The organism is Mesorhizobium sp. CA6 (genome assembly GCF_020165035.1).
Classification (GTDB): Bacteria; Pseudomonadota; Alphaproteobacteria; order Rhizobiales; family Rhizobiaceae; genus Mesorhizobium.
In genome coordinates, this window is sequence record NZ_JAIUHI010000009.1 from 90,303 (window position 1) to 106,216 (window position 15,914).

Below are 15,914 nucleotides of genomic sequence, written 5' to 3' on the forward strand. Positions count from 1 at the left end.
GCTCCCGTCCGACAAAAGGTCCACGAACTTGCCCGATCACAAATGTTTCTGCCGCAGCCAGCCGACAGCGAGTTCCTTGGCCGCGTCCAACGCGCGCTGCGGCAGCGTACCCACCTTCACCGATTCTGCGGCATAGAGCGGCGTCTGCTGGCTCAGCGTCTCGCCTATCCAAACGCGCAATTCCCCGACCGGTTGCCCCTCCTCGACCGGTGCCGACACCGGACCCTGGTAGACGATCCTGGCGGTCAGCTTGTCGCGGTTGGCTATCGGCAGAAAGATGTCCACGGGGCCTTTGGCTTTCAAGGCCAGGCCGGACTTGGCGCCGCCGAAAACCTGTGCTTCTCCGACCACCTCGTCCTTGGCGAAGATCTCGGTCTTCTGGAATGACCGCGAGCCCCATTCGAGCAGCTTGCGCGCCTCTTCGGAGCGCTCGCGGTCATTGGCCAATCCGCTGAGCGCGGCGATCACACGCGTGCCGTTGTGACTGACGGTGCCGACCAGGCCGAAGCCCGCCTGCTCGCTGGCACCTGCCACGAAGCCATCGGCCTCGATGCCCATGGCGATCAGCGGATTGCGGTTCCTCTGCGAGATCTTATTCCAGGTGAAGTCCGGCTGGCCGTAATAGTGGAAGAACTCCGGATAGTCGCGCCACAGATGCAGCGCCAGCATGGTCAGCTCCCGCACCGTCGTCTGCTGCCCGTCGGCCGGCAGGCCGGTCGAATTGACGAAGGTCGATTTCGAGAGGCCGAGCTGGCGGGCGCGATCGGTCATCTGCGCGGCGAAATTCGCTTCCGAGCCCGCCATTCCCTCGGCGAGCACGATACAGCCGTCATTGGCGGCCTGCACGGTGACGCCCTGGATCAAATCCTCGACGCGGACCTCGGATTTGAGCTTGGCGAACATGGTCGAGGTTCCGGACGGCGCGCCGCCGGTGCGCCAGGCGTTTTCGCTCACGACGAAAGTGTCGTCGAGCGTGATCCGCTTCGACTTGATGGCGTTGAAGACCATTTCCATCGTCATCAGCTTGGCCATTGAGGCCGGCGGGATTGGCTTGTCGGGGTCCTTGGCGAAGAGCACCGTGCCGGTGTCCGCATCGATCATGAACGCCTGCGCCGCCTTGGTCTCGAAGAGCTGCGCGCTCGCCGGGGCCGCGCAAAGCAACACCAGCGCCAATCCCAGAAGGCTGGCGAAAGGCAGAAAAATGCGGAACTGCATGAAATGTCGACCCGATCTGAGCAACCCGGAAAGCGCAGAGCCACTCCAGAATGCGCAAAGACTACCCCACGGCCAAGCTATCAGGGTTTTTCCGGCCGGATCAACGGGCAGCGCGAATTTGATCAGTTACGCACAACAAGCGCGTCCGGCGCGCCATGCGACCAGGCTGCCTGGAGCAGGTCGTCGACGCTGCCATGGCCGTCCGGATAGACATTGACCGCATACCAGTCATTGCCGTCGAGCTCGGTGCGCTGGATCTCGGTCCGGCCGAACGGCTCGAGCGCTGCGGCCACACGCTTTGCCTGCGCGGCCTCGTCGAAGGAACCGGCGGCGACATAGTCGGACGCAGGCGTCTGTAGCTCTCGGTTCGATTTCTTCCATGAACGCAGGATATCGGCCGGCGACATGCCGCCGGAATCGAGCGCGGCAAAGACATCGGCGCGCTCTACGCGCTCATCCGCGTAAGACAGGGAGGCCATGGCGAAGGGCGAGTTCGGCGGAAGCGTGAAATCCGGCCGTTCTGGGACGATTGGACCGAAATCCGGCAGCGCGACATCGCTGGCGCCCTGGACGGCGAATGCGGCCGGCTGCACGGCCGGCTGATCCGAAAGCCCCGGCTGCGCTGCAAAGGCCCGCCCCGAATTGGTCAACTCGCCCGGAAACGGCGCGGCGGCCGGAGACGCCGCGACCGGCATGCTCGGCGACGGGCCGTTCATGGCCACCATCACGCCGGTCGGCAGGCCGTCCGAAGGATCCGGCCGGTTGTTGCCGGGATGATAGGAGGCCACCAGATACTGGTCGTCATTGCCGTCGAGCGGCGCGCGGCCGACATACTCCACTTTGACCCTGGCCGTGCCGACCTTGGCATAGTCCAGCATCTGCGCCGCGCGTTCGGAAACGTCGATGATGCGGCCTTCGTGATAGGGGCCGCGGTCGTTAACGCGCACGATGACCGAACTGCCGGTCTCCAGATTGGTGACGCGGGCATAGCTCGGCAGCGGCATCGTCGGATGCGCCGCCGTCAGATGCGTCATGTCATAGACTTCGCCATTGGCGGTCAGACGACCATGAAACGCATCGCCGTACCAGGAAGCCAGGCCGACCTTGGCGTAGCCCTTGTCTTCCTTGGGATAGTACCACTTGCCACGCACTTGATAGGGCTTGCCGAGCTGGTCGCGGCCACCGCCGCGCCGCATGAACTGGACACGCGGGCTCGCCTTCACGCCATATTCGGATTCGGCGAAATATTCCTTGGAGCGGGCCTTCTTGTAGACCATCCCCTTCGGTTCGGGTTGCGAGGCGCAGGCAGCCAGCAGCAGGCCCGAAAGGGCGCACAGGGCGAAAGCAGAAGCGCGACGAAGACGCGGGCGCGTCAGGGTCTGCATGTCTCGATTGTCCCCTACCGTGCTGTCACCAGACGGGGCCAGAAGTCGCCCTCCAGGCCAACACCTTGATCCCCAATCCCTTTTGCACAGGAATTGCTTATCACGATGTTAATCGATTATGGCCGCAACAGGGCGAGATTGTGGCGAGACATAGGAACTGGGCGATGATCGAGCGGCCGTCGCGCCATAACCGACGCTTCAAAGCATCACCATGGCCACGATTGTCGGGCGTCGAGGTCGGCCCGACCGGGTTGCCGGTCTGTTATCGCGGCACCGACGACACGGTGGCGGCGACCTGCGAGAGCTTCTCGCGCTTCGTCAAAACAGGTTTCTCATAGATTTTCTTCATGATCTTCCCCTCTTGAAATACTACAGGTTCCAATTGGCCGCGTGTTGGCTGCATTGTCAATGCATGAACCGGCTAGCCGCCATCCCAAACACATTGGGCCATTCCCGCGATTGACAGATCTTTGCACAGCGCACTAGAGGATTGGGCGCTTGCGTTGCCGGCAGGGCTTTGAGGTCGGCAGGACGAAGCGCCTCGTGACGATCACGATGGAGGGATGGCCGAGCGGTTTAAGGCACCGGTCTTGAAAACCGGCGTGGGCGCAAGTTCACCGTGGGTTCGAATCCCACTCCCTCCGCCAAATACCGTTGAAAATTATAGAGTTTTTCAGATTTTGGTTACCTGATCCGCGAACCTACCCACAAACGCTGTATGGATTTAGTAAACGGGAGAAGGCGCTTTCGCCTAGCCGTTCAGATGCCACCGCAGCTGACCCTAGCTTAGCGTCAGCTTTACCGAGCCGCGTATTATGCCCGCCGCTATCAGCATTTCGCGCAGCAAATTTTCCAACTCGCGAGCCTGCCATATCGACGTTATCACCGGGATGTTCAAGCGCGATTTTTTGCCGGCGAGAATCGGTCTGCGCTCCTTTCCCTGGAATTGGTCCTCGGCATGAGCGCGGATAATCCACGCCATCATATCCGCGGCTTGGAGCGGCAACACGCGTTCCTCATTTTCGAAAACAGGCATATTGCCAATTGGCTTTTGCCGCCCCTGCAAAAGGGATCTGTAGCGAGCCCAATCCCTACGGACTTTCTTCTTTTCCATCATCTGGTCATCGAAAATGAAATTTACCGGACCTTTCAGCTCGAGCGCGTCTTGGCCATCGGCGAGCTTCAAAATCATCTGATAAAGAAGGAAATAGTATGGACTATGAAATTGCTGCGGTAGCTGGCTTCCTTTGATAATCCGACTGAAATCATCGACCATAACCGCAGCGACAACTCCCGCTTCGACGTGATCGGAAATTACATTTTGCAGCAACAAAATTCGCTCGTCACGCCGATCCTGTGACCAAGAGGCGAACTCGCCGACGCAATTCATTGCCTCGCTCATTTTGAAACGGCCAATGCGAGGCTTCATAGAGAGAATATCGGCCCAATCCGCCGAGAACCGCGTCCAGTTTTCGGCAGGGGCAATGAGGCCCGCCAAAACGTAGATTGCCGGATTGATCGACACGCTTTCATCAACGTAGGCTTGGAGCATTGATCGCCCCCCCCAGTTCGAACTCACCGCTAACTTCTAAAAACGGGTCTCCGCCCAATGGGCGTTAGCGGCCCGAATGTCCGCTTCTGATTTAGCCTCAGCTGTTTCTCGGAGAAATTTGACAAGTCTGTTAGCGTGTTTTTCGGCGTAATGCCGGCAGAAAATTCTATTCTTATCGCCGAGCGTTAATCCGTAATAATCTGACAGGGCCGGGATTTTGCTTGTCAGCGCCTGGAGCGACTTCCTCATAGGCAAATCTTGTCGCTGGCGCTCGACATGGCGCGCCCACTCCCACGCTACGAAATCTGCCGCGTGGAAGACACCTTCCATTTCCTCCTTGGGTGTCGCAATAAGTTTAACGAGAGAATATTGCTCCAAAACGTGTTTATATACAGGTTGCCTTTCCTTATTACTATTCAGGAATCGAATATAGTCAATAAATCCTCCTTGTCCATCATCTCCTGTTTCCAGAACATACGAGATATGATTTCTCTTCATTGCGCCATCATTCGCAAAATCTCCCAAGGCCCACATGCACATATGAATCATTGGGCCGTACTTTGTCCTAAATGCCCTATAGAGAAACTCATCAACAGCCTTTTCATTGTTGGAAAGCTTCGGAAATTTCTCCTCTATTGTGCTGTCATCATAGGATGTACAAACTATGTAGGAGGCGTTGTTCTTTATTATTTCGACTATGCCATGCATTATCTGTTTTTTTTTACGATCGTCTATGCCTTCGAAATCGCCTTTCCGGGCGTTCAGGTGGGTCATATGGAACGTGCGCCCGTCGAGCAGACGTTGCCATTGCTTGTTTGCTTTTTTTGCTCGGCCATAGCTGAATGCAACGGCGGCGACAGCGTAAATGCCTGAACCAGAACGACCTGCATCAATGCCAGCACGAAGCGCCAAGACTTTCACCGAATAACGATCACGGGATGAGCGCTGCTATCGACTCAGCCCAACAACAACGGCGTTCATTTCATGCTCTATTGCAATCACGCCGATAAAGGTCAACCAAGCGTGCCGCCCTGCTTATTAAACGTCGTTTTCTGAGGCGGTTTTGGAGGGTTGCTATGCCAAGGAAAATGCGCGTCATCGGACCATACTGAATTCTTGGTACTGTATTGCTGCATTCGCGCTTGGACCTCCCACGAAAGTGCAGAATAGTAATTAATCGCTTCTTCGGAAACCTCTGTTGGTTTTCTTGTTACAAATCCTATATCGGCTTGCCACATCCCCACAGTTTCATTGTTGTGGCTATACCAGTGGGCTTCATCGTGAATCAGCCTATTCCGAAAATCGCCGATTTTCATGAATGAATCGGCAAGTTTTTTGACCTTTTTGCTATCGGTAGGGTCTGCAATTTCCTGGGATAACCATTCCAGAAGCCGAGCGCGCGGATAATAGTTCGGGATGCTGGCAGTGACGGCACGTCCTGCCGTTTCGCTTAGTCCCGCCACGTGCCAAATGAGCCGGTTCATTTCCGATTCCATCGCGCTAAACCGGACGACGAATAGTCCAATGAGTGGGACAAGTTTATTGGGGATCACTGTTCCCGGAACGAAATCTGCCATGTGGCGCGCCTTAAATTGACAATCGAGAAAGACGTTTAAGGGCATAGGACGGCCAGGGCAAACCGCGTGGACACTTTTTAGCGAGCCGGCCCCGTGGTGTTCCAGCGGATGAATTCGGCGTCCTTGCCGGTGATTTCCTTTACCGCCCGCAACAGCGCTTCATGCAACCCTCGCGTGGCCCGGTAATGATCGCAGTGCGGCGATATAAGCGGCCCGGTGATGCTGAGATGCAGCGCCTCCGCTGCGGCCAGGAACCGCCTCAGCTTTGATTCCGATAATTGCTTGGGCTTGTTGCGCCTGACCAAATCGCGATCTCCCACGAGAAATCGCCCCATCTAGGGGGCGCCGACGCGCGCCCAGCATTCCCCTTTCCGGCCAAGCCTCGGCGATACCGCCAGGCCGAGAAAGACCATCACCGCCTGATTGAGCCGAACCATATCCTCGTCGTCGAGCCGCCCGATCCGGTCGCCGACCTTCGACTTCGGAACCGAGGTGATCTTGTCCACCATCAGCCGGGAAGGAGAGCGCAGCCCGTTGCTCTCGTTCGGCTCACCGGAAGCCGAAATAACGGCGCATCGGTCGGGTCCGTGGTGAAGGCGCAGACCGTGATCGAATCCGTGGCGTCAAAGCTGTCATCCTGCACGATGACGACCGGGCGCGGCTTGCCCGCATAGTCCCTGCCGCCGGATACGGTCCAGACCTCGCCCCGCCTCATTCATCGTCCCAGTCGGATACCGCGTCTATGAACGCCTGATCCTCGGCCGCACGGGCGCTCGCGGCCACCGCCGCCGACTGTCGGTGCGCCTCGGACTTAAATGACGCGGCGCGCACGTCCGGCACCCAAATCTGGATGGGCCGCAGGCCCTGGGCGCGTAGCCGCTCCCGATGTTCCTGCACCTTCACACGCGTGGATTTCGCGCTTCTTGCCGATGCCATGAGTCATTTTCCGCAATGGTTACATGTAGCCTATCATGGACTACGCGTTGCGACCGGCCTTTTCGCGACCTCCAGAAGAGGCGCAAGTCCGACTGGTTCAGTTGCCTGAAATCCGTAGCTTCCGGCATCGACGAGACAGACATTCCACGCAAATTAATGAGCCCGCAGCTTGCGGCGATCAAGGGTTGCAGACGGTGCAATCGTTGGAAGCGATGCGGCGCTGGCGACCGACAGCGGTAAACCACCGTTTATTTGATTTATCGGATAAAATATGCTGCTTGTCGCGCCCATGAAAAAGCTCTGCCTGATGGTTCTGGCGTCGCTGACGCCGGTCTTGCCGGCCAAGGCGATGGACAATGCCTTGCGCGCCGGCCTGATGAAACTCGATCCGCAGACCCGCCTCGAACAGCGCTGTGACGCCGAGGTGCTCGACCGGATCAGCCACGACGATCGCAACTACAAGGCCGACCGCGTCGTGGCCTACGCCTTCGCCACGCCGCAGATGAGCGCCGATGCCATCAAGAGCTCGGGCGCCGCCTTCCGCAGCAATGGCCAATGGTACCGGCTGAAGTTCAAATGCCAGACCGCGCCGGACCATATGCAAGTGCTGCAGTTCCGCTACAAGATCGGCGACGAGATTCCGGAATCCGACTGGGCCAAATATAACCTCTACGACTAGAGCAATACCAGGGAAAGTGCGTAGCGGTTTCCCGTCCGGAATTGCGTCAAAACAAAGAGATAGAGCGGTTCGCCGTTTCCGTGAAACGGTGAAACGCTCTAGTTTTCGGCCTCGCCAGCTTGCCGGCGACCACCCTAATTCCATCAGGGCCTACGCCGCCGGCCTTGTTTTCCGGCGATGTCCAACCCTGCGTCTTGACGCCGATGGACCGTGCCTTTAGGCCCGTCCCGGTAAAGGGCTACGCTCATTTCAGGCAAGGATTTCTAGTCGATGGAAATATTCACTGCCGCAGGCCTTTCGGCTCTCCTCCAGGTCGTTGCAATCGATCTCGCGCTTGCCGGCGACAACGCAATTGTGATCGGCCTTGCGGCAGCCGGCCTTCCCGTCGATCAGCGCAAGCGCGCCATCCTGGTCGGCATCGCGGCAGCCACCGTCCTGCGCATTGTCTTTGCCCTGATCACGCAATGGCTGCTGAGCATCGGCCCGATGCTGCTCATTGCCGGCGGGCTCCTGCTTCTGTGGGTATGCTGGAAGATGTGGCGCGAGCTGCGCGTCAGCCACGAGGATGAGCGCGACGCGACAGAAGCGCTGTCGAACGGCGATTATAACGGCAAAATCGCCGGAAAAGGCCCGCGCAAGACCTTCTCGCAGGCTGCCTGGCAGATCGTCATCGCCGACGTCTCGATGTCGCTCGACAACGTGCTCGCCGTCGCCGGCGCAGCCATGAAGCATCCCACGGTGCTGATCATCGGACTGGTCCTTTCGATCGCGCTGATGGGCTTTGCCGCATCCTTCGTCGCGCGCCTGCTGCACAAATACCGCTGGATCGCCTATGTCGGCCTGCTGATCATCCTCTATGTCGCGGTGAACATGCTTCTGGGAGGCGCCGTGCAGCAATTTCCCGACCATTTTGCTTTCCTGGCGCCCTGGTTCGGATCGGACGGCCACTGACGCTCTTTCAAGGCGAGCATCTGCCGCATCGCCTCTTGTCGTGACCGGCTGGCAGGTTTGCTTCTGTGCCGAAGCGTGCTATTGCGCCGCGCGAAATGGCTGATAGCCGCGCGCCGTAGATCGATCTTCGGAGCCTGAGGCTCCTCGATCTCGCCCTCATCTCTTGGAAAACAAATTTATGTCCGCCCCACGCGTCAGTTTCGTCAGTCTTGGATGCCCGAAGGCGCTCGTCGATTCCGAGCGCATCATCACGCGGCTGCGCGCCGAGGGCTACGAGATCGCACGCAAGCATGACGGCGCCGACCTCGTCGTCGTCAACACTTGCGGCTTTCTCGATTCCGCCCGCGACGAATCGCTCAACGCCATCGGCTCCGCGCTTTCCGAAAACGGCCGCGTCATCGTCACCGGCTGCCTCGGCGCCGAGCCGGAGGTCATCCGCGAAAAGCATCCCAACGTGTTGGCGATCACCGGCCCGCAGGCCTATGAAAGCGTGATGGCGGCGGTGCACGAGGCGGCCCCGCCCAGCCACGATCCCTATATCGACCTGTTGCCGCCGCAGGGCGTGAAGCTGACGCCGCGCCACTACGCCTATCTGAAGATTTCCGAGGGCTGCAACAACCGCTGCACCTTCTGCATCATTCCGGCGTTGCGCGGCGATCTCGTCTCGCGCCCGGCCGCGGACGTGCTGCGCGAAGCCGAAAAGCTCGCCAAGGCCGGCGTCAAGGAGATCCTGGTCATCTCGCAGGACACCAGCGCCTACGGCATCGACATCAAGTACCAGACGTCGATGTTCGGCGATCGCGAGGTGCGGGCGAAATTCCTCGACCTCGCTGAGGAGCTCGGCAAGCTCGGCATCTGGATACGCATGCATTATGTGTACCCCTACCCGCACGTCGCCGATGTCATTCCGCTGATGGCGGAGGGAAAAATCCTCCCCTATCTCGACATTCCCTTCCAGCACGCTTCGCCGCAGGTGCTGAAGAACATGCGACGCCCCGCGCATGGCGAAAAGACGCTGGACCGCATCCGCGGCTGGCGCGAGGTCTGCCCGGATCTCGCCATCCGCTCGACCTTCATCGTCGGCTTCCCCGGCGAGACCGAGGACGATTTCGAGATGCTGCTCGACTGGCTGGACGAAGCCAGGATCGACCGCGCCGGTTGCTTCAAATACGAGCCGGTCAAGGGCGCGCGCTCCAACGATCTCGGACTGGAGCAGGTGCCGCAGGAGATCAAGGAAGCGCGCTGGCACCGCTTCATGCAGCGCCAGCAGAAGATCTCGGCTGCGCAGCTCGCCAGGAAAGTCGGCAAGCGCCTGCCGGTGCTGATCGACGAGGCGCATGGCACATCCGGCAAAGGCCGCACCAAATACGACGCGCCGGAGATCGACGGCTCCGTGCACATCCAGTCGCGGCGGCCGCTGCGCGCCGGCGAGATCGTCACCGTCAAGATCGACCGCGCCGATGCTTACGACCTCTACGGCTCGGCCGTCTGACGGCCCACGCGGACCCGCGCAGCTTAAAAAAGGGCGCCTGAGGCGCCCTTTTTCTTTCGGTTCAGCGATTTGCCGCTTACTGCGGCAGCTTGTCGTCGATGCCCTTGACGTAGAAATTCATGCCGAGCAGCGTGCCGTCGTCGGCGACCTCGCCGTCCTTCAGCCAGGGCGAACCATCCTGCTTGGAGACAGGTCCGGTGAAGGGGTTCCAGCCGCCGGCGATCTTCTTCTCGGTCGCCTCGGCCATCGCCTTCACGTCGTCAGGCATGTTGGTGTAGGGGGCGAGCTTGACGGCGCCGTCCTTGATGCCGAGCCAGACATTGTCAGGCTTCCAGGTGCCGTCGAGCGCCGCCTGGACGCGGCTGATGTAATACGGGCCCCATTCGTCGGTCAGCGAGGTCAGCTGCGCGTGCGGTGCAAACTTGATCATGTCGGATGACTGGCCGAAGCCGTGCAGCTTGCGCTCCTCCGCGACCTGCAGAGCGGCGGTCGAGTCGGTGTGCTGGACGATGATGTCAGCGCCCTGGTCGAACAGCGCTTTGGCGGCGTCGGCTTCCTTGCCGGGATCGAACCAGGAATTCACCCACACGATCTTCACCTTGAAGTCGGGATTGACCGACTGCGCGCCGAGCATGAAGGAGTTGATGCCCATCACCACTTCCGGGATCGGGAAGGAAACGATGTAGCCGGCGAGGCCCTTCTTCGATTCCTTGGCTGCGATCTGGCCGAGCACATAGCGGCCTTCATAGAAGCGGGCGTTGTAGATGCCGAGATTGTCGCCGGTCTTGAAGCCGGTGGCATGCTCGAACATAACCTTGGGAAACTTCTTGGCGACCTTCACTTCGGCATCCATGAAGCCGAAGGAGGTGCCGAAGATGATCTTGCACTTCTCGCGCGCCAGGCGCTCGAAAGCGCGGTCGGCGTCGGGACCTTCCGAGACGTTTTCGAGATAGGCAGTCTCGACCTTGTCGCCGAGCGCCTTCTCGACTTCGAGCCGGCCCTGGTCGTGCTGATAGGAGTAGCCGAAGTCGCCGATCGGACCCGTGTAGACCCAGCAGGCCTTGAGCTTGTCGGCGGCCTGGGCGGTTGCCGCCAGGGACAGGGCCGCGGCCGTGGTCATCAACGCAATAAGCAGTTTTTTCATTGTGTTACCTCTCTGAGTTAAGCCTTGGAGCTTCCCGTCTTTTTGTTGTTGTCAACGATCCGGAACAAATGGCTGCCCCAACGAAGCCGGCGTGTTCATCATCGTCAGCCGCTTGTTGCGCGAGATTAGAACGAGAACCACGACGGTTGCCAGATAGGGCAGCGAAGAAAGAAACTGCGAAGGCACCGGAATGCCAAAAGCCTGTGCATGAAGCTGGCCGATCCACACCGCGCCGAAGATGTAAGCGCCGGCCAACACCCGCCACGGGCGCCAGGACGCGAACACCACCAGCGCCAGCGCGATCCAGCCGCGGCCAGCGCTCATGTTCTCGACCCATTGCGGCGTGTAGACCAGCGACAGGTGGCCGCCGGCAAGGCCGGCGCAGGCGCCGCCGAAGATCACGGCGAGATAGCGGTAGCGGATGACCTTGATGCCGAGCGCATGCGCCGAGGTATGGCTGTCGCCGATCGAGCGCAGCGTCAGGCCCGTGCGCGTCTTGAACAGGAACCACATCACCGCCGCGGTCAGGGCGATCGAGATGTAGAAGACCGGGTCCTGGCCGAAGACCAGCTTGCCGACCACCGGGATCGAGCTGATCCCCGGGATGTCCAAATTGGGCAATCTCACGCCCGGCTGGCCGACGAAGCTGGTGCCGATCATGCCGGAGAGGCCGAGGCCGAGCAGGGTCAGCGACAGGCCGGTCGCCACCTGGTTGGTCGCCAGCGACAGCGTCATGACGGCGAACAGCAGCGAAAACAGCGCGCCGACGATGATAGCCGCGAGCAGGCCGATCCACGGCGACCCGGTGAGATAGCCGGCGCCGAAGCCGCCGACGGCGCCCATGATCATCATACCCTCGACGCCGAGATTGAGCACGCCGGAGCGCTCGACCACCAACTCGCCGATCGCCGCGATCAGAAGCGGCGTCGCCGCGGTCGCGATGGTCAAAAGGATGTTGACGGTGATGTCCATCAGCGGGCCTCCTCTAGCTTGGGCGCCGCTTCGAGCTGCGCCGCGCCCTTCGACTTCGTCAGCGCCATGCCGATCAGGCGGATGCGGTAATGGATGAGCGTGTCGCAGCCGAGCACGAAGAACAAAAGCATGCCCTGGAAGACGCGCGCCACCTTGTCGGAAATGCCAAGCGCGCTCTGCACCGCCTCGCCGCCGAGATAGGTCAGCGCCAGCACCAGGCCCGCCGCGACGATGCCCAGCGGATTGAGGCGCCCAAGGAAGGCGACGATAATGGCGGTGAAGCCGTAGCCGGGCGAGATCACCGGCTGCAACTGGCCGATGGCGCCGGAGACCTCGGAGATGCCGGCCAGGCCGGCCAGCGCCCCGGACAGAAGGAAGGCGAAGAACACCATCCGGTTGAAGCCGAAACCGGCGAAGCGCCCTGCCCTTGGGCTTGAACCCAGCACGCGGACTTCGAATCCTTTCAGCATGCGGCTCATCATCAGCCAGATCGCTACCGCGGCGACCAGCGCGAAGACGAAACCCCAATTGGCGCGGCCGGCATCCGGCATCAACTCAGGCAGCACGGCGGAATCGCCGAACTGGATGGTTTGCGGGAAGCCGTGGCCTTGCGGATCGCGCCAGGGGCCGCGCACCAGCCAGTCGAGGAAAAGCTGCGCGACATAGACCAGCATCAGGCTGGTGAGGATCTCATTGGTGCTGAAGCGCGTCTTCAGAAGCGCCGGAATAGATGCGTAGAAGGCGCCGCCGACCATGCCCAGCAAAAGCATCAGCGGGATCACCAACGGGCCTTCGAATTGCGGGAACAGCACCGGGATGATCGAGCCGAAGATCGCGCCGAAAATGAACTGGCCTTCGGCGCCGATGTTCCAGATATTGGCCTTGTAGCAGACCGACAGGCCGACCGCGATCAGGATCAGCGGCGCTGCCTTGATCGCCAGCTCATGCAACTGCCAGACCTGGCTGATCGGCTCGACGAAATAGATCTCGAAGGCGTTGAGCGGATTGACGCCGAGCAGCGCAAACATGATGGCGCCGGCAATGATCGTCAGCGCGAAGGCGATGAAAGGCGACAGCATCGAGAACAGCGCCGAGCGCTGCGGGCGTTTGACAAGTTCGATGCGCATCATGCGACCTCCAAGCTGTGTTCGGCATGGCCGGGCTCGGCGCCGCCCATCAACAGGCCGACCTTCTCGAAAGTCGCCTCGGCGATCGGCAGCGGCGTCGACAGTTCTCCGTTGTGCATGACGGCGATGGCGTCCGACAGTTCGAACAATTCGTCGAGGTCCTGGCTGATGACAAGGACAGCGGAGCCGCTGCGGGCGAGCTCGATCAAAGCCTGGCGGATGTGAGCGGCAGCACCGGCGTCGACGCCCCAGGTCGGCTGGTTGACGATCATGACGCTCGGCTTGCGGTCGAGCTCGCGGCCAACGATGAATTTCTGCAGATTGCCGCCCGACAATGCGGCGGCCTCCGGATCGGGCGCGCTCTTGCGCACGTCCATGGCTTTAATGATGCGCTGGGCAGCGCTGTAAACCGCGCCGTTCTTCACCGTGCCGCCCGAACCGACGAAAGCCTTGCCGTCAGTGGCGTGACGAGACAGAAGCAGGTTCTCCGAAAGCTTCATGCGGGGTGCTGCGCCATGGCCGAGCCGCTCCTCCGGCACGAAGGCGGCCCCCATCAGCCGCCGGCCGGTGATCGAAAGGCCGCCGGCGTCCTTGCCGCGAATGCGCACGGAACCGGTATCCTGCTGCAGCACTTCGCCGGAGACGGATTCGAAGAACTCACCCTGGCCGTTGCCGGCCACACCCGCGATGCCGATCACTTCGCCGGCACGTACGGTGAGGTTGATGTTCTTCAGTGGGATGGCGAAGGGTGTCGCCGGCTTGCGGCTGAGGCTGCGGATTTCCAGCAGCGCCGGCGCCGTTTCGATGCCTTCCGCCGGCGCACGCACCACCGCCTTCACCTCGCTTCCGACCATCATGCGAGCAAGCGATGCTGCCGTCTCCTCACGTGGATTGCAGTGGCCGACGACCTTGCCGTGGCGAAGCACCGTGGCGCGGTCGCAGATGCGTTTGACCTCTTCCAGCCGGTGCGAGATGTAGAGGATCGATTTGCCTTCCGAGCGCAGGCGCTCCAGCGTCTCGAACAGCTTGTCGGCTTCCTGCGGCGTCAGCACCGAGGTCGGCTCGTCGAGGATGATGAGCTGCGGCGTCTGCAGGAGGCAGCGGATGATCTCGATGCGCTGGCGTTCGCCGACCGAAAGATCTCCGACCAGCGAATCCGGATCGAGCGGCAGGCCGTAGCTGTAGGACAATGCCCTCGCCTTCGCGGCGATGCTGCTGATCGGCGAGCCGTCATTAAGCGAAAGCGCGATGTTCTCGGCCGCTGTCAGCGCTTCGAACAGCGAGAAATGCTGAAACACCATGCCGATGCCGAGCTTCTTGGCCGCGCCCGGGCTGGTAATCTTGACCGGCTCGCCGTCCCAGAAGATCTCGCCCGAGTTCGGCTCGAGCGATCCGAACAGCATCTTGACCAGCGTCGATTTGCCGGCGCCGTTCTCGCCGAGCAGCGCGTGGATCTCGCCTTTTGCGATATTGAGATCGATGTGATCGCACGCCGTCAGCGTGCCGAATATCTTGGTTAGGCCGCGAACCTCGAGCAGGTTCGCCCTGTCATGATTTGCACTCACAGTGCCTCCCATCCGGTTTCCCAGACATGTTCTGTGTTCCCGAAAGCATGGTATGCGCGGCCGGCTCCAGTCGGAAAGCAGCACCCGACTTGAAAGAGCTTCAAGAATTTCAGCGGAAACTCAAGGGCTAAGATAGATCTCTTGAGAACAACGGCAAAATCCGCATCCCTTTTCAGGCAAGCCGTGCCTTCGAGCTCGGCAAGCCGCTGAAAAACAAGGCAGCCCGAAAGAGCACCGTGCCGAAGGGTGTAAAGCGGTTTTCCGTCCGGAATTGCGATAAAGCGGTACGCCGCTTCCGTGAAGCGCTTTAGGGAATGAGGACGGTCGTTCCCGTCGTCTTGCGGGCCTCGAGATCCGCTTGCGCTTTTGCAGCATCCTTCAGCGCATAGCGCTGGTTGATCTTGATCTCGACGGCGCCGCTCTTGACCACGTCGAAAAGCGCTTCGGCCGACTTCACCAGATCCTCGCGCCTGGCATTGTAGACGAAGAGCGTCGGCCGCGTCGCATAGAGCGAGCCTTTCTGCGCCAGCAGCGATATCGAGAAAGGCGGGATCGGCCCCGACGACTGGCCGAAGCTGACGAACATGCCGAGCGGCCGCAGGCAATCGAGCGATGCCGGAAAAGTGTCGGCGCCGACGGAATCGTAGACGACGTCGCATTTCTTCCCGCCCGTCAGCGCCTCGACGCCGGCGACGAAATCCTGCTCTTTGTAGTTGATGACGTGATCGAAGCCATGCGCCCGCGCAACCTCGATCTTGTCGGCGGAACTCGCGGTGCCGATCACGGTCGCGCCGAGATGCTTTGCCCATTGCCCGAGGATCAGGCCGACGCCGCCTGCGGCTGCGTGGTAGAGGATCGTGTCGCCGGCCTTGACGGGAAAGGTGCGGCGCAAGAGGTATTCGGCCGTCATGCCCTTCAGCATCATCGCCGCCGCTTGCTCGTCGCCGATACCGTCCGGCACCTTGACCACACGGTCGGCCGCGATCACCCGTTGCTCAGCGTAAGCCCCGACATTGACGGCATAGGCGATGCGGTCGCCGGGCTTCAGCCAGTCGACGCCGGGGCCGAGCGCCAGCACGACGCCCGCTGCCTCGCCGCCTGGGATCAGCGGAAAACCGCCAAGTGGCGGATAAAGCCCGGAGCGATAGTAGACGTCGATGAAGTTGAGGCCGATTGCCGTGTGCCGGACCAGGATCTGGCCTTCTCCCGGCTGGCCGGGGTCGGCGTCTTCATAGGCCAGGACTTCGGGGCCGCCATGGGCGTGGATGCGGATTGCCTTGGACATCGCTCAGCTCTCTGAAGGGCAAGTGCACAAATCT

16 protein-coding genes, 1 tRNA gene and 1 pseudogene are annotated in these 15,914 nt (G+C 60.8%); 5 read left to right on the plus strand and 13 right to left on the minus strand.

Features of this window, described 5'->3' with window-relative positions; translation table 11 throughout:
- Positions 1 to 36: 36 nt before the first annotated feature.
- The gene (locus LB526_RS15425) at positions 37 to 1,215 is read right to left on the minus strand and encodes a D-alanyl-D-alanine carboxypeptidase family protein (protein WP_140843361.1); all 1,179 of its coding nucleotides are present in this window, start codon (positions 1,213 to 1,215) and stop codon (positions 37 to 39) included.
- A gap of 122 nt (positions 1,216 to 1,337) precedes the next feature.
- Complete coding sequence (locus LB526_RS15430; RefSeq protein WP_140843359.1) at positions 1,338 to 2,600, minus strand: septal ring lytic transglycosylase RlpA family protein; 1,263 nt, start codon at positions 2,598 to 2,600, stop codon at positions 1,338 to 1,340.
- 164 nt (positions 2,601 to 2,764) lie between these two features.
- Here LB526_RS15430 and LB526_RS15435 point away from each other — a divergent pair, with 164 nt between their 5' ends.
- Together LB526_RS15435 and LB526_RS15440 are read left to right on the plus strand one after the other, a co-directional pair.
- Positions 2,765 to 2,938, plus strand: coding sequence for a hypothetical protein (locus LB526_RS15435; protein ID WP_181174819.1), 174 nt, complete (start codon positions 2,765 to 2,767; stop codon positions 2,936 to 2,938).
- Between the two features lie 219 nt (positions 2,939 to 3,157).
- Positions 3,158 to 3,247 (plus strand) — tRNA-Ser (locus LB526_RS15440).
- 134 nt (positions 3,248 to 3,381) lie between these two features.
- Here LB526_RS15440 and LB526_RS15445 read toward each other — a convergent pair.
- The 6 genes and pseudogenes from LB526_RS15445 to LB526_RS15470 all read right to left on the minus strand — a co-directional run bounded on the left by LB526_RS15445 (position 3,382) and on the right by LB526_RS15470 (position 6,665).
- Positions 3,382 to 4,152: a DUF3800 domain-containing protein gene (locus LB526_RS15445; RefSeq protein ID WP_140843357.1), complete on the minus strand. Its 771-nt coding sequence runs from the start codon at positions 4,150 to 4,152 to the stop codon at positions 3,382 to 3,384.
- 36 nt (positions 4,153 to 4,188) lie between these two features.
- The gene (locus LB526_RS15450) at positions 4,189 to 5,064 is read right to left on the minus strand and encodes a hypothetical protein (protein ID WP_224628249.1); all 876 of its coding nucleotides are present in this window, start codon (positions 5,062 to 5,064) and stop codon (positions 4,189 to 4,191) included.
- A gap of 101 nt (positions 5,065 to 5,165) precedes the next feature.
- Complete coding sequence (locus tag LB526_RS15455; RefSeq protein WP_224628252.1) at positions 5,166 to 5,729, minus strand: hypothetical protein; 564 nt, start codon at positions 5,727 to 5,729, stop codon at positions 5,166 to 5,168.
- A 77-nt stretch (positions 5,730 to 5,806) separates the two neighbouring features.
- Entirely contained in the window at positions 5,807 to 6,034 is a 228-nt protein-coding gene (locus LB526_RS15460) for a hypothetical protein (protein ID WP_224628254.1), read from the minus strand.
- Between the two features lie 30 nt (positions 6,035 to 6,064).
- Positions 6,065 to 6,444 (minus strand): annotated as a pseudogene (locus LB526_RS15465) (type II toxin-antitoxin system PemK/MazF family toxin).
- The gene (locus tag LB526_RS15470) at positions 6,441 to 6,665 is read right to left on the minus strand and encodes an antitoxin MazE family protein (RefSeq protein WP_140843349.1); all 225 of its coding nucleotides are present in this window, start codon (positions 6,663 to 6,665) and stop codon (positions 6,441 to 6,443) included. The pseudogene LB526_RS15465 and the gene LB526_RS15470 overlap by 4 nt, the downstream one beginning before the upstream one ends.
- 271 nt (positions 6,666 to 6,936) lie before the next feature.
- Between LB526_RS15470 and LB526_RS15475 the strand changes: the two genes are divergently transcribed.
- The 3 genes from LB526_RS15475 to rimO all read left to right on the plus strand — a co-directional run bounded on the left by LB526_RS15475 (position 6,937) and on the right by rimO (position 9,787).
- A complete protein-coding gene (locus tag LB526_RS15475; protein WP_181174818.1) occupies positions 6,937 to 7,344 on the plus strand; it encodes a DUF930 domain-containing protein in 408 nt (135 codons plus the stop codon).
- Positions 7,345 to 7,614: 270 nt separating this feature from the next.
- Positions 7,615 to 8,295: a TerC family protein gene (locus tag LB526_RS15480; protein WP_140843347.1), complete on the plus strand. Its 681-nt coding sequence runs from the start codon at positions 7,615 to 7,617 to the stop codon at positions 8,293 to 8,295.
- Positions 8,296 to 8,473: 178 nt separating this feature from the next.
- The gene (gene rimO / locus LB526_RS15485) at positions 8,474 to 9,787 is read left to right on the plus strand and encodes a 30S ribosomal protein S12 methylthiotransferase RimO (RefSeq protein ID WP_224628256.1); all 1,314 of its coding nucleotides are present in this window, start codon (positions 8,474 to 8,476) and stop codon (positions 9,785 to 9,787) included.
- Positions 9,788 to 9,863: 76 nt separating this feature from the next.
- Here rimO and LB526_RS15490 read toward each other — a convergent pair whose 3' ends face one another.
- The 5 genes from LB526_RS15490 to LB526_RS15510 form a co-directional block, all read right to left on the minus strand.
- Positions 9,864 to 10,931, minus strand: coding sequence for a BMP family ABC transporter substrate-binding protein (locus tag LB526_RS15490; RefSeq protein ID WP_140545690.1), 1,068 nt, complete (start codon positions 10,929 to 10,931; stop codon positions 9,864 to 9,866).
- 51 nt (positions 10,932 to 10,982) lie between these two features.
- Entirely contained in the window at positions 10,983 to 11,903 is a 921-nt protein-coding gene (locus tag LB526_RS15495; protein WP_140545691.1) for an ABC transporter permease, read from the minus strand.
- On the minus strand, positions 11,903 to 13,033 hold the full coding sequence (locus LB526_RS15500) for an ABC transporter permease (protein ID WP_224628258.1): 1,131 nt from the start codon (positions 13,031 to 13,033) through the stop codon (positions 11,903 to 11,905). Before LB526_RS15500 ends, LB526_RS15495 begins: the two co-directional genes overlap by 1 nt.
- A complete protein-coding gene (locus LB526_RS15505; protein ID WP_224628261.1) occupies positions 13,030 to 14,607 on the minus strand; it encodes an ABC transporter ATP-binding protein in 1,578 nt (525 codons plus the stop codon). Before LB526_RS15505 ends, LB526_RS15500 begins: the two co-directional genes overlap by 4 nt.
- A 295-nt stretch (positions 14,608 to 14,902) precedes the next feature.
- A complete protein-coding gene (locus LB526_RS15510; protein ID WP_224628263.1) occupies positions 14,903 to 15,880 on the minus strand; it encodes a quinone oxidoreductase family protein in 978 nt (325 codons plus the stop codon).
- Positions 15,881 to 15,914: the final 34 nt, after the last annotated feature.

What these genes read in the sequence shown, in the direction of transcription:
- LB526_RS15470 (WP_140843349.1), bottom strand. Translation starts at nt 6,665, where the DNA reads ATGGCATCGGCAAGAAGCGCGAAATCCACGCGTGTGAAGGTGCAGGAA.
- LB526_RS15500 (WP_224628258.1), bottom strand. Translation starts at nt 13,033, where the DNA reads ATGATGCGCATCGAACTTGTCAAACGCCCGCAGCGCTCGGCGCTGTTC.
- LB526_RS15435 (WP_181174819.1), top strand. Translation starts at nt 2,765, where the DNA reads ATGATCGAGCGGCCGTCGCGCCATAACCGACGCTTCAAAGCATCACCA.
- LB526_RS15430 (WP_140843359.1), bottom strand. Translation starts at nt 2,600, where the DNA reads ATGCAGACCCTGACGCGCCCGCGTCTTCGTCGCGCTTCTGCTTTCGCC.
- LB526_RS15425 (WP_140843361.1), bottom strand. Translation starts at nt 1,215, where the DNA reads ATGCAGTTCCGCATTTTTCTGCCTTTCGCCAGCCTTCTGGGATTGGCG.
- LB526_RS15480 (WP_140843347.1), top strand. Translation starts at nt 7,615, where the DNA reads ATGGAAATATTCACTGCCGCAGGCCTTTCGGCTCTCCTCCAGGTCGTT.
- LB526_RS15475 (WP_181174818.1), top strand. Translation starts at nt 6,937, where the DNA reads ATGCTGCTTGTCGCGCCCATGAAAAAGCTCTGCCTGATGGTTCTGGCG.
- LB526_RS15510 (WP_224628263.1), bottom strand. Translation starts at nt 15,880, where the DNA reads ATGTCCAAGGCAATCCGCATCCACGCCCATGGCGGCCCCGAAGTCCTG.
- LB526_RS15505 (WP_224628261.1), bottom strand. Translation starts at nt 14,607, where the DNA reads ATGGGAGGCACTGTGAGTGCAAATCATGACAGGGCGAACCTGCTCGAG.
- LB526_RS15445 (WP_140843357.1), bottom strand. Translation starts at nt 4,152, where the DNA reads ATGCTCCAAGCCTACGTTGATGAAAGCGTGTCGATCAATCCGGCAATC.
- rimO (WP_224628256.1), top strand. Translation starts at nt 8,474, where the DNA reads ATGTCCGCCCCACGCGTCAGTTTCGTCAGTCTTGGATGCCCGAAGGCG.
- LB526_RS15455 (WP_224628252.1), bottom strand. Translation starts at nt 5,729, where the DNA reads ATGGCAGATTTCGTTCCGGGAACAGTGATCCCCAATAAACTTGTCCCA.
- LB526_RS15495 (WP_140545691.1), bottom strand. Translation starts at nt 11,903, where the DNA reads ATGGACATCACCGTCAACATCCTTTTGACCATCGCGACCGCGGCGACG.
- LB526_RS15490 (WP_140545690.1), bottom strand. Translation starts at nt 10,931, where the DNA reads ATGAAAAAACTGCTTATTGCGTTGATGACCACGGCCGCGGCCCTGTCC.